The organism is Nonomuraea sp. KM90 (assembly GCF_052246675.1).
Classification (GTDB): domain Bacteria; phylum Actinomycetota; class Actinomycetes; order Streptosporangiales; family Streptosporangiaceae; genus Nonomuraea.
In genome coordinates this window covers 63,770-74,432 of the sequence record NZ_JBQQCB010000048.1, presented here as the reverse complement: position 1 = coordinate 74,432, position 10,663 = coordinate 63,770, and the positions used below count along the sequence as shown (strand labels likewise).

Below are 10,663 nucleotides of genomic sequence, written 5' to 3'. Positions count from 1 at the left end.
ACCCCACCACGAGTGCCGCCGCCAGCACCGCCGCCGTCTCCCACCCGCCGTCTCCCCGGCCGAGCCTGCTCCCCACCCGCCTTCACGGGGCGGGGCGAGGGCTTCCACCGGTGTCCGGGCCGGACGCGGAGCGCCGCCGCCCGGGGAGCCGTCGCCCGGGGAGACGTCGCCCGGGGAGACGTCGCGTGGCGGGCATGCCCGTACGCCTGCTCCTCCCGGTCGCCTTTCTGGTGCTGCTTGCGGTGGCCGTGGCGGCGCCGGGGTTGCTCACCGGGGCGGACCCGCTGGCGGCCGATCCGCTGACCGCGCTCGCGCCGCCGGGCTCCGGGCACTGGTTCGGCAGCGACCACCTCGGCCGGGACGTGCTGGCCAGGGTCGTGTACGGTGCTCGCCACTCCATCAGCATCGGCGTCGCCGCCACCGTCCTGGCCGTCACCTCCGGCGTGCTGCTCGGCCTGGCCGCCGGGCTGTCTCCCAAGTGGCTGGACGAGGCTCTGGCGCGCTCGTTCGACGTCCTCTCCACCCTGCCCGAGCTGCTGCTCGCGCTGCTGATCGTGGCGATCACCGGCCCCGGCACCGGGAACGTGATCTTCGCCATCGCCGTCGCGCAGATCCCCAGCTACGCCAGGATGATCCGTGCCCAGACCTTCGTCGTCCGGCGCTCGGGCTACGTCGAGCAGGCGGTCACGTTAGGCCGATCCCGGCCGGCGATCACGGCGGGGCACGTGCTGCCGAACGTGCTCGGGCCGATCCCCGTGCTGGCCACGATCGGGCTCGGCCAGGCGATCATCGCCAGCTCGGGGCTGAGCTTCCTCGGGATGGGACCCCAGCCTCCGGCCGCCGAGTGGGGCGCGATGCTCTCCGAGGCCCGCAACTACCTGCGGGTGGCCTGGTGGGAGGCGCTGTTCCCGGGGGTGGCGATCACGCTGACCGTCGCCTGCCTGACCGTCGTCGGCCGCCGCCTCCAGCACCGCTTCGAAGGAAGGACCCAGTGACCACCACCCACGATGCAGACACCCCACCCGCCCCGACCCCCGGTCCGGCTCCCGGTGGGGGTCCCGCCCCAGCGTCGGCCTCCGTCCCAGATGGGGGTGCCGGCGCCCCGGTTGCCGTTTCCGGTGGGGAGGCTGTCGCGGCTGCACGGGCACCGAGCGGCGCGCTTGTCTCCGTGCAGGACTTGCGGGTGGGCTTCGGTGGGAGCGAGGTCGTGCGGGGGATCTCGTTCTCGGTCGCTCCCGGGGAGTGCGTGGCGATCGTCGGGGAGTCCGGGTCCGGCAAGAGCGTCACGGCGCGGGCCCTGCTCGGGTTGGCCGGTGCGGGATCGGACGTGCGGGCGACGGCGTTCACGGTCGCCGGGCGGGACGCGCTCGGCTTCGGGCCGCGGGACTGGCGGCGGTTGCGTGGCGGGTTCGCGGGGCTCGTGCTGCAGGATGCGCTGGTCTCGCTCGACCCCCTCCGCACCGTCGGCGCGGAGATCGGCGAAGTGCTGGCCGTCCACGATGTGGTGCCGCGGGCCGGACGTACGGCCAAGGTGCTGGAGTTGCTGGAGTCCGTGGGGGTGCCGGAGCCGGAGCTGCGGGCGGGGCAGTATCCGCACGAGTTGTCTGGCGGGCTGCGCCAGCGGGTGCTCATCGCCTCCGCCATCGCGGCCGGGCCCGAGCTGATCATCGCGGACGAGCCCACCACCGCGCTGGACGTCACCGTACAGGCCCAGATCCTCCGGCTGCTGGCCGGGCGCAAGGCGGCGGGGACCGCGTTGCTGCTGATCAGCCATGACCTGGCCGTCGTCGGGTCGATCGCCGATCGCATCCTCGTCATGCGGGACGGCCAGATCGTCGAGCAGGGGCCCGCCCGGGACGTGCTGACCACGCCCGCGCACGACTACACGTGCGCGCTCCTGGCGGCGGTGCCCTCCGCCGCCTCCCGCGGCACCCGCCTCTCCGACCGAACAGGTGCGTCCGATCAGGCCCGCCTGCCCGACGGGGCCCGCTTGTCCGACGGGGCAGGCGTGTCGGACGGAGTAGGCGTGTCCGGTCGGGCCCAGCTGGTCAAGGGCTCGCGCTCTGCCGATGGCGTGCGGCCCGGCGAGACCGCGCGGCCCGCCGAGGGCGTGCGGCCTGCTGAGGGTGCCCAACTGCCTGATGGCGTGGGGCCCGCGCAATCGGGCGCCCTCGCCGCCGCCACAGCCCCCGTCCCCGTGCCCGTGCTCGCCGTCACCAACCTCACCCGTTCGTACGGTTCGCGGCGGGTGGTCGATGACGTGTCCTTTGCCCTGTACCGGGGCGAGACCCTGGGGATCGTCGGTGAGTCGGGGTCGGGCAAGACCACGCTCGCCCGGCTGGCGCTCGGCCTGCTGGACCCCGACCGAGGCCAGGTCACCCTGCACGACCAGCCCTGGAGCGGCCTGCCGGAGCGACTGCGCCGTCCCCTCCGGCAACGGATTCAGCTCGTCTCCCAGAACCCCCTGGACTCCTTCGACCCCCGTCACACCGCCGGCCGCCTGGTCGCCGAGCCGTTGCGGTCGCGGTCGCGGTCGCGGTGGCGGTGGCGGTTGCCGCGGGAAGAGCGGCGTGCCGCGGTGCTGGAGTTGCTGGCCCGCGTCGGCCTGCCGCCGGAGGTGGCCGCCCGCCACCCCCGCGAGCTGTCCGGCGGCCAGCGGCAGCGGATCGCCATCGCCCGCGCCCTCGGCCCCCGGCCCGACGTGCTGGTGTGCGACGAGCCCGTCTCCGCGCTGGACGTCTCGATCCAGGCCCAGGTGCTGGACCTGCTGGCCGAGCTCCAGCACGAGTACGGCACCGCGATGGTGTTCATCTCCCATGATCTCGGCGTCGTCCACCACCTGGCCGACCGGGTGCTGGTGATGAAGGACGGCCGGGTCGTGGAGGAGGGAAACGTGGACGAGGTGTTCAGCCGGCCCCGGCATCCGTACACGCGTGACCTGGTCGCCGCTGTGCCTCGCTTGCCGGACTGACGGGCCGGCCGGCCGACGGATCAGAATGGTCAGATATTCGACGGGAGTTTTCCGCCGGACTCAGACACAATTGGCGAAGTGTGCCGCTTTCGCGGCGCACGGCCGATTTATGGTCCATCGAGCGATTGGCAAATGCATGGCGGGCGAGCACAGGCGTACGGTTCTCGTGGTGCGGGGCGGCTGGGAAGGGCATGTCCCGGTGGCGGCCACCGACCTCTTCGTACCCTTCCTCGAAAAGAACGGGTTCGAGGTGCGGCTGGCGGACAGCCCGGCGCCCTACGCGGACCCCGCGTACATGTCCGGAGTCGACCTCATCGTGCAGTGCTACACGATGGGCACGATCGAGCAGGACGAGCTCAAGGGACTGCGGGCGGCGATCGAGGCCGGCACCGGCATGGCCGGCTGGCACGGCGGCATCGCCGACTCCTACCGCAACTCCTCCGACTACCTGCACCTCATCGGCGGGCAGTTCGCCTGCCACCCCGGCAAGCACCCGGACGACGAGGACGCGGGCACCGAGCGGCACAACTTCGTCCCGTACACCGTCAACATGTCGCCCGAGGCGGCCGCGCACCCCATCACCGAGGGGATCGGCGACTTCGACCTCGTCACCGAGCAGTACTGGGTGCTGGCCGACGACTACAACGACGTGCTCGCGACCACGACCCAGAAGATGCGCCCGTGGGATCCCTGGCACCGGGAGGTGACCTCGCCGGCGATCTGGACCAGGCGGTGGGGCAAGGGGCGGATCTTCGTCGCGACCCCGGGACACAGCCTGGACGTCCTGGAGAACGACAGCGTGCGCACGATCATCGAGAGGGGAATGTTGTGGGCCAGCCGCTGAACCTCGGCATCGTCGGTTGCGGGGCCATCTCGGCCCAGTACTTGCAGACCATCGACCGGCTGCCGCAGGTGAGGCTGGTGGCGGTGGCCGACCTGGACCTCGACCGGGCGCGGGAGGCGGTGCGGCCGTACCCGGGGGTGGACGTGCTGGGCGTGGCGGAGCTGATGGCGGACGCGCGGGTCGACGCGGTGCTCAACCTCACCGTCCCGGCCGCGCACGCCGAGATCGCCCTGATGGCGATCGCGGCGGGCAAGGACGTCTACTGCGAGAAGCCCCTCGCCGCGACCGGCGCCGACGCGCGGCGGGTGCTGGAGGCGGCCGAGGCCGCCGGCGTACGGGTGGGGTGCGCGCCCGACACCGTGCTGGGCACCGGCACGCAGACCGCCCGCATGGCGATCGACGATGGCCTGATCGGCCGGCCGGTGGCGGCCACGGCGACGATGATGACGCCCGGCCACGAGCGCTGGCATCCCCATCCCGACTTCTACTACGTCCCGGGCGGCGGGCCGCTCCTGGACATGGGCCCGTACTACGTCACCAGCCTGGTGACGCTGCTCGGGCCGGTGGCGACGGTGATCGGGGCGGCCAGCCGCACGCGGGCCAAGCGCACGATCGGCTCCGGCCCCCGCCAGGGCGAGGACATCCCGGTCACCGTCGACACCCACGTGACCGGCGTGCTCGTGCACGACTCCGGGGCCCTGTCCACGCTGGTGATGAGCTTCGACGCGGTGGCCACCAAGGCGGCCAACATCGAGGTGCACGGTGAGCAGGGCTCGCTCATCGTTCCCGACCCCAACCACTTCGACGGGCCCGTCCTGCTGTCGCGCCTGGGCGATCAGGACTGGCGCACGCTGCCGGTGTCGGCCGGGTACGCCGAGGCGGGCCGTGGCGTGGGCCTGATCGACTTCGTCTCGGAGCGGGAGCCCCGGGCGGGCGGGTCGCTGGCCTTCCACGTGCTCGACGTCATGGAGTCGCTGCTCGCCTCCGCGCACTCCGGCAAGGCGCTGGACGTCCCCAGCACCTGCGAACGGCCCAGGCCGGTGGCACTGAGGAGCGCCGCCGCGGACGGGTGAGCCGAACCCCCGCGCCCGGCCGCCCCCGACGCCGCTCGCCGCCGGGCGGCTAGGCGCGGGGGCGGCTGTCGCGCAGGTGCCGCAGGCCGGTGTCCAGGGCGGCTTCGAGGTGCGTGATGCGGCCGGTGGACAGCAGGATCAGCACGCCGCCCTGGACCCCCGCGAGCAGGGCCGCCGCGGTGTGGTCCGGGTCCAGGGCCGGATCGATCTCGCCGGCGGCCTGCATGTGCCGCACGCCCGCGGCCAGCTCGGCCTGCCACTGGTCGATCAGCTCGGCCACCACCGCCTGCGCGCCCGGCGTGGTTCTGCTGATCTGGGACATCACGACGTTCAGCGGGCAGTGCCGGCCCTGTTTGCGATAGCGTTCGACGACCCGGTCACGCCAGTCCTGCCAGGCCGCCCAGGACGTGAGGTCGCCGAGTTGCGGCTGCTGGTCGGTCAGCACGCGGCCGGCCTCCAGGCGGGCCACGGCCAGCAGCAGCTCGTCCTTGCCGCCGGGGAAGTAGTGGAAGAGCTGGCTGCGGCTGGTGCGCGTGCGAACCCGGACGTCGTCGAGGGTGAGGTCGAGCAGCCCGTTCTCACGGATCTCGGCGGCCGTTCCCTCGATGATCCGTTGCCGCGTCGCGGCGCCCTTCGCGGTCAAAGTGCCCATGCATCCCTCTTTTTCTGGACTTGCCAGTCCATTTTGCCACAGGCAGCATGAGCCGCGCACGTATCGGGACACCTGAAAGAAGCACCACCGTGAGCGCACGCCTGCACAACCGCACCGCCCTCGTCACCGGCTCGACCGACGGGATCGGCGTCGCCATAGCCCGCGCCCTGGCCGCCGAGGGCGCCTACGTCGTGGTCAGCGGCCGCGACGCCGCCCGTGGCGAGAAGGTCGTGGCCGCCATCGCCGAGTCCGGCGGCCGCGCCGGGTTCGCCCGGGCCGACCTGTCCCTCGGGGCGACGGCCGTACGCGAACTGGCCGCGACCGCCACCGAGCTCGCCGGCGGCCGTCTCGACATCCTGGTCAACAACGCGGCCATGCTGCTCGTACCGACCCCGACGGCCGAGGTCGGCGAGGACGTCATCGACCGGGCGCTGGCGGTCAACGTCAAGGCCGCCTTCCTGCTCACCGGCCTCCTCGCCCCCGCCATGGCGGCCAGGGGCGCGGGCGCCGTCGTCAACCTGGGCTCGATCGCCGGCCTGTTCGGCACCGGCGGCTCGGCCCTCTACAGCACCACCAAGGCGGCGATGCACTCGCTGACCAAGTCGTGGGCCGACGAGTACGGGCCCTCCGGCGTCCGGGTCAACACCGTGGCCCCCGGCCCCACGCTCACCGAGAAGGTGGCGGCGATGGAGGAGCACCTCGCACCCATGATCGCCCGGATCCCGTCACGGCGGCCCAGCACGCCGGAGGAGGTGGCGAAGGCCGTGGTGTTCCTCGTGAGCGACGACGCCTCGAACATCCACGGCGCCACGCTCTCGGTGGACGGCGGCCGCGCCGCGATCTGACACGGGATCCGGTGCCCGCGCGCGAGCGGGGTAGGGGGCAGCCATGGCGAAGGTCGAACGGGAGCAGATTCTGGCCTACCGGCTGCACGGTCACCAGCTTGCCGAGCCGGCCCCGGCCACCGGCCTGGCCGAGGTCGCCGGGCGGTGCTACCCCCAGAACACCCCACCGGGATCGGCCGGGCTCGCGCTGTCGGCGCGGGTGCGGGACGTGACGGAGGAGACGCTCGCCGAGCAGCTCGTGGGGGAGAAGGCGCTGCTGCAGGCGTTCGGGGCGCGCGGGGCGCCGCACGTCTTCCCCGTACGGGACGCGGCCGTCTTCACCCGCGGGCTGCTGCCCGGGAACGAGGAGGCGCTGCGGGAGTTCCTCGGGGGCGCGGTGCCGTCGCTGGACGAGCTCGGCATGACCGCGGCCGATCTCGTCCGGTACACCTGCGAGGCGGTCGCCGACGTGCTCGACGGGACCGCTCTGATCAAGGACGACCTGGGGCGGGCGGCGGGGGAGTGGATCACCGGGCGGTTGCCCGCCGGGCTGCGGAACGGCTGGAACGGGCACTCGCCCTACTCCCCGAAGCAGTTCATGGGGGAGTCGCTCGTCCGGTTCGCCCTGCCCGTGGCGTCCCTGCGCGGCATCCTCTGCCATGGGGGCAGGGAGGGGCGCTCGCCGCTGCTGCGGCGTACCGACCAGTGGGTGGGGCGGGTCCCCGGCGGTGACCGGGACGCGTCCGCGGAGCTCGTCCGGCGCTACCTGCGCTGTCACGGCCCCTCCACCGCGCGGCACTACGCCGAATGGGGCGGGATCGGGATCGGGCAGGCGGAGGCGGCGTGGGAGGCCGTGCGGGACGAGCTGGTCGAGGTGGACCTCGGCTCCGGCGTGGCGTGGGTGGCGGCGGGGGAGTTGGCGCGGCTGGAGTCGCCGGCCCAGGCGGGTCCCCAGGCGGGCCCCGAGGCGGGCAGGGTGCGGATGTTGCCGCCGCACGACCCGTACCTGCAGGCCAGGGACCGCGAGCGGCTGCTGCCGGACCGGACGTCGCACCGGCGCGTCTGGCGCACCTCGGGCAATCCGGGGGTGATCCTGGTGGACGGCGAGATCCGGGCAGGGTGGCGGCCGCTGACCCGATCGCGCCGGCTGGCCATCACCGTCGAGCCGCTGGGCAGGATCGCCCGCGCGCACCGCGGCCCGATCGAGGAGGAGGCCACCCGGATCGCCCGCCACCGCGGCCTGGAGCTGGGGGAAATCACCGGCTGGTGACCTCCCCGCCCCGATCGTGCGCCGCGGACGAATAATGGGGTTCCAGGAGCGTTCCAGGAGGAGACGACGTGAGCAATTCCGCGGCACTACCCCTGTTCATGAGCCGCTCGGTGTTCGACCCCGACCCCGAGCTGGCGACCGTGCGGGAGGCGGAGGGGGTGCGGCGGGTGAGCACCATGTTCGGGCAGGACGCCTGGATGGTCACCCGGTTCGCCGACGTCAGGGAGGTGCTCGGCGACCCGGCCCGGTTCAGCAACGCGCAGCGGACGGCCCCACGGCTCCCGGGCGTGGAGCTGACCGACGAGCAGATCACCCGGATGCGGGCGGGCAACCTGCTGGCCTTCGACCCGCCCGAGCACACGCGGCTGCGCCGGATACTGACGCCCGAGTTCACGATGCGCCGGATGCGCCGTCTGGAGCCGCGCGTCAGGGACATCGTCGCCGAGCACCTCGACGCGATGGAGGCCGCGGGCCCGCCGGTGGACCTGGTCAGCGCGTTCGCGCTGCCGATCCCGTCCCTGGTGATCTGCGAGCTGCTCGGGGTGCCGTACGCCGACCGCGGCGACTTCCAGCGGCGTACGGCGAAGGCGCTCGACCTGTCGCAGCCCGTCGAGGAGCGCGTCGCGGTCCAGCTGGAGTCGCGCGCCTACATGACCGAGCTGGTCGCCCGCGCCCGGAAGGACCCGGGCGACGACCTGCTCGGCATGCTCGTACGCGAGCACGGCGACGACCTGACCACCGACGAGCTGATCGGCATCGGCGGCCTGCTGCTCCTGGCCGGCCACGAGACCACCTCCAACATGCTCGGCCTCGGCACCCTGGCCCTGCTGCGCCACCCCGACCAGCTCGACCTGCTCAGGAACGAGCCCTCGCGGATCAACTCGGCGGTGGAGGAGCTGCTGCGCTGGCTCAGCATCGTGCACTCGGGGACGTTCAAGTTCACCACCACCGAGGTCGAGCTGTCGGGCGTGCGCATCCCCGAGGGCGAGCTGGTGGTGTGCGCGCTGCCCGCCGCCAACCGCGACCCGGCGCTCGTCCCCGACCCCGACCGGCTCGACCTCGCCCGCGGCGACCTCGGCCACGTGGCCTTCGGCCACGGCGTGCACCACTGCCTGGGGGCGCCGCTGGCCAGGATGGAGATGCACCTCGCCTTCCCGGCGCTCTTCGAGCGCTTCCCCGGCCTGCGCGAGGCCGGGCCGCCCGCCGAGTTCCGCGCCTTCAACGTCGTGTACGGGCTGACCTCCCTCCAGGTGGCCTGGTAGCCGCGGCCTCAGCCCTTGAGCCCGCTGAACGTCATGGTCGCCACGAACTGCCGCTGGGCCACCACGAACGCGATGATGAGCGGCATCGTGGCCACCACGTTGCCGGCCATGAGCAGCGACCACTGCGTGTGCCGGGTGCCCTGGAAGTTGGCCAGGCCGAGCTGGATCGTGTAGAGGCTCTCGTCGCTGATCGCGATCAGCGGCCAGATCAGGTCGTTCCACGAGCCCAGCAGCGTGAACACGGTGAGCGTCGCCAGGGCCGGCTTGGCCAGCGGCAGCACCACCCGCCAGAACACGCCGAACGTCGAGCACCCGTCGATGCGGGCCGCGTCCTCCAGCTCGGCGGGCAGCGAGAGGAAGAACTGCCGCATCAGGAAGATGCCGAACGCCGACGCCAGCCACGGCACGAACGCCGCGGCCAGTGTGTCGACCAGGCCGAGCCGGCTGAACATGACGTACGTCGGGATCATCAGCAGCTGGGTCGGGATCATGATGGTCGCCAGGATCACCAGGAACCCGGCCCCCTTGCCGAAGAACTTCAGCCGCGCGAAGCCGTACCCGGCCATCGAGCAGAGGATCAGGTGCGAGACCACCGCGACCGCGGCCACGATGATCGTGTTCAGCAGCCAGTGCAGGGCCGAGGACTCGGTGAACAGGCCGATGAAGCCGTCGAGCTGCAACCGGCTCGGGATGAACCGGGGCGGGAAGCGGTTGATGTCGCTGTCCGGCATGAACGCGGTCAGCACCATCTGCACCAGCGGCAGGGCGAACAGCAGGGCCGCCGGCATCAGCAGCAGGTGCCAGGGGCTGAACGGCAGGCGTCTCATCAGAAGGCCTCGATCTTGCTGCGCCGGGAGTAGAGGATCATCCCGACGGTGATGAGAATGGTCACGGCGAACAGCCCGTAGGCCACGGCCGAGCCGTAGCCGAACTTGGTGAGCTTGAACGCCTGGGTGTAGACGTAGTAGACGATCGTCTGGGTCGCGCCCAGCGGGCCGCCCCTGGTCGTGGTGAAGACCAGGTCGAACAGCTGCAGCGCGGTGATCGTCTGCCAGATGGAGGTGAAGACCGTCACCGGGCCCAGCGCGGGCAGCGTGACGTGTCTGAACACCTGCCAGCGGTTGGCGCCGTCCATCCTGGCCGCCTCGACGACGTCCTTGGGGATGTCCTGCAGCGCGGCGAGGTAGACGACCACGGTGAACCCGACCTGCCCCCACAGCGCGATCAGGCAGATCACCGCGAGCGCCTGCGACTGGCTCTCCAGGAACTGCTGCTGCGGCAGGCCCAGGGTGCGCAGCACGCTGTTGGCGGCGCCGTACTGGGGGTTGAAGACGAAGTTGGCCAGGATGCCGGTGGCCGCCGCCGACGCCACGAACGGGACGAAGATGCACGTACGGTAGAAGCCGACCAGCCTGATCGGCCGGTTCAGCGCGACGGCGATGAGCATCCCGAGGAAGATCGACGACGGCACGAACAGCAGCGTGAACACCACCGTGTGCTGGACCGCCGACAGCAGGTCGGGGTCCTGGGCCATGAGCTGGTAGTTCAGCCAGCCGATCGGCTTGGCCGGGGAGATGCCGTTCCACTTCTGCTGGGAGATGAGGAACGCCCACACCGCCGGGAAGATCGACAGGCCCACCACGATCGCGGTGGCGGGGCCCGCGAACCCCCACCCGACCAGGGTGCGGTTCAGCCACCGCACCCTGGTCGCAGGGGCTGCCGTCCGGTGCGCGGCCGGGCGGCGCCCGGCGAACAGCAGCGACATCG

Annotated in this window: 10 protein-coding genes; 7 read left to right on the top strand and 3 right to left on the bottom strand. The window is 72.4% G+C overall.

Annotation, left to right across the window (positions count from 1 at the left end):
• Window positions 1–194: 194 nt before the first annotated feature.
• From ACTWPW_RS35180 to ACTWPW_RS35165, 4 genes are all read left to right on the top strand, one after another.
• Complete coding sequence (locus tag ACTWPW_RS35180; protein WP_443171171.1) at window positions 195–995, top strand: ABC transporter permease; 801 nt, start codon at window positions 195–197, stop codon at window positions 993–995.
• 173 nt (window positions 996–1,168) lie between these two features.
• On the top strand, window positions 1,169–2,971 hold the full coding sequence (locus ACTWPW_RS35175; protein WP_443171167.1) for a dipeptide ABC transporter ATP-binding protein: 1,803 nt from the start codon (window positions 1,169–1,171) through the stop codon (window positions 2,969–2,971).
• A gap of 136 nt (window positions 2,972–3,107) precedes the next feature.
• On the top strand, window positions 3,108–3,815 hold the full coding sequence (locus ACTWPW_RS35170; protein WP_375112162.1) for a ThuA domain-containing protein: 708 nt from the start codon (window positions 3,108–3,110) through the stop codon (window positions 3,813–3,815).
• Window positions 3,800–4,888, top strand: a complete 1,089-nt coding sequence (locus ACTWPW_RS35165; protein WP_375112163.1) for a Gfo/Idh/MocA family protein — start codon at window positions 3,800–3,802, stop codon at window positions 4,886–4,888. The genes ACTWPW_RS35170 and ACTWPW_RS35165 overlap by 16 nt, the downstream gene beginning before the upstream one ends.
• Before the next feature lie 49 nt (window positions 4,889–4,937).
• On the opposite strand, the gene ACTWPW_RS35160 is transcribed toward ACTWPW_RS35165, so the two are convergent.
• Window positions 4,938–5,540: a TetR/AcrR family transcriptional regulator gene (locus ACTWPW_RS35160; RefSeq protein ID WP_443171166.1), complete on the bottom strand. Its 603-nt coding sequence runs from the start codon at window positions 5,538–5,540 to the stop codon at window positions 4,938–4,940.
• Window positions 5,541–5,629: 89 nt separating this feature from the next.
• Between ACTWPW_RS35160 and ACTWPW_RS35155 the strand changes: the two genes are divergently transcribed.
• The 3 genes from ACTWPW_RS35155 to ACTWPW_RS35145 all read left to right on the top strand — a co-directional run bounded on the left by ACTWPW_RS35155 (window position 5,630) and on the right by ACTWPW_RS35145 (window position 8,896).
• The gene (locus ACTWPW_RS35155) at window positions 5,630–6,385 is read left to right on the top strand and encodes an SDR family NAD(P)-dependent oxidoreductase (protein ID WP_375112165.1); all 756 of its coding nucleotides are present in this window, start codon (window positions 5,630–5,632) and stop codon (window positions 6,383–6,385) included.
• Between the two features lie 43 nt (window positions 6,386–6,428).
• Window positions 6,429–7,634, top strand: coding sequence for a winged helix DNA-binding domain-containing protein (locus ACTWPW_RS35150; protein WP_443171165.1), 1,206 nt, complete (start codon window positions 6,429–6,431; stop codon window positions 7,632–7,634).
• Between the two features lie 68 nt (window positions 7,635–7,702).
• Entirely contained in the window at window positions 7,703–8,896 is a 1,194-nt protein-coding gene (locus ACTWPW_RS35145; protein ID WP_443171164.1) for a cytochrome P450, read from the top strand.
• Window positions 8,897–8,904: 8 nt separating this feature from the next.
• Here ACTWPW_RS35145 and ACTWPW_RS35140 read toward each other — a convergent pair whose 3' ends face one another.
• The gene (locus ACTWPW_RS35140) at window positions 8,905–9,723 is read right to left on the bottom strand and encodes a carbohydrate ABC transporter permease (protein WP_375112168.1); all 819 of its coding nucleotides are present in this window, start codon (window positions 9,721–9,723) and stop codon (window positions 8,905–8,907) included.
• A complete protein-coding gene (locus ACTWPW_RS35135; protein WP_443171163.1) occupies window positions 9,723–10,661 on the bottom strand; it encodes a carbohydrate ABC transporter permease in 939 nt (312 codons plus the stop codon). Before ACTWPW_RS35135 ends, ACTWPW_RS35140 begins: the two co-directional genes overlap by 1 nt.
• Window positions 10,662–10,663: the final 2 nt, after the last annotated feature.